Source organism: Vibrio sp. 1401, from assembly GCF_033340295.1.
Window position 1 is genome coordinate 1 of record NZ_JAWOWF010000155.1, and the last position, 1,029, is coordinate 1,029.

At 50.1% G+C, this 1,029-nt stretch carries 1 protein-coding gene; it reads right to left on the bottom strand.

Annotated elements, in window-relative coordinates; genetic code table 11:
* Nucleotides 1-237: 237 nt before the first annotated feature.
* Nucleotides 238-942 (bottom strand): IS6-like element IS26 family transposase, encoded by a 705-nt coding sequence (locus R7Z77_RS24235; RefSeq protein ID WP_001067855.1) that lies wholly within the window; start codon nt 940-942, stop codon nt 238-240.
* Nucleotides 943-1,029: the final 87 nt, after the last annotated feature.

Sequence of the window (1,029 nt, forward strand, 5' to 3'; positions counted from 1 at the left end):
AACAGGGCCAAGACAACCACTAAAGGAAAATTACTTCGGAAGGGCGGCTATGGCCGCTTTCTTTTTAATATTTACAGTATCACATAATGATACTATGATGTTGTTAATTTACTTGGGGAGGCGCTTATGCTCACTGCTAAATGTATAGGGTGCGGATGCACCGATGATCACGCTTGTGTTGAAAAGACACTGTTGCAAAGTTAGCGATGAGGCAGCCTTTTGTCTTATTCAAAGGCCTTACATTTCAAAAACTCTGCTTACCAGGCGCATTTCGCCCAGGGGATCACCATAATAAAATGCTGAGGCCTGGCCTTTGCGTAGTGCACGCATCACCTCAATACCTTTGATGGTGGCGTAAGCCGTCTTCATGGATTTAAATCCCAGCGTGGCGCCGATTATCCGTTTCAGTTTGCCATGATCGCATTCAATCACGTTGTTCCGGTACTTAATCTGTCGGTGTTCAACGTCAGACGGGCACCGGCCTTCGCGTTTGAGCAGAGCAAGCGCGCGACCATAGGCGGGCGCTTTATCCGTGTTGATGAATCGCGGGATCTGCCACTTCTTCACGTTGTTGAGGATTTTACCCAGAAACCGGTATGCAGCTTTGCTGTTACGACGGGAGGAGAGATAAAAATCGACAGTGCGGCCCCGGCTGTCGACGGCCCGGTACAGATACGCCCAGCGGCCATTGACCTTCACGTAGGTTTCATCCATGTGCCACGGGCAAAGATCGGAAGGGTTACGCCAGTACCAGCGCAGCCGTTTTTCCATTTCAGGCGCATAACGCTGAACCCAGCGGTAAATCGTGGAGTGATCGACATTCACTCCGCGTTCAGCCAGCATCTCCTGCAGCTCACGGTAACTGATGCCGTATTTGCAGTACCAGCGTACGGCCCACAGAATGATGTCACGCTGAAAATGCCGGCCTTTGAATGGGTTCATGTGCAGCTCCATCAGCAAAAGGGGATGATAAGTTTATCACCACCGACTATTTGCAACAGTGCCTCTTAAAGCACTTAATACCGGCCA

Bases quoted from the DNA above. Each gene is read 5' to 3' on its own strand.
- R7Z77_RS24235 (WP_001067855.1), bottom strand. From the start codon at position 942: ATGAACCCATTCAAAGGCCGGCATTTTCAGCGTGACATCATTCTGTGG.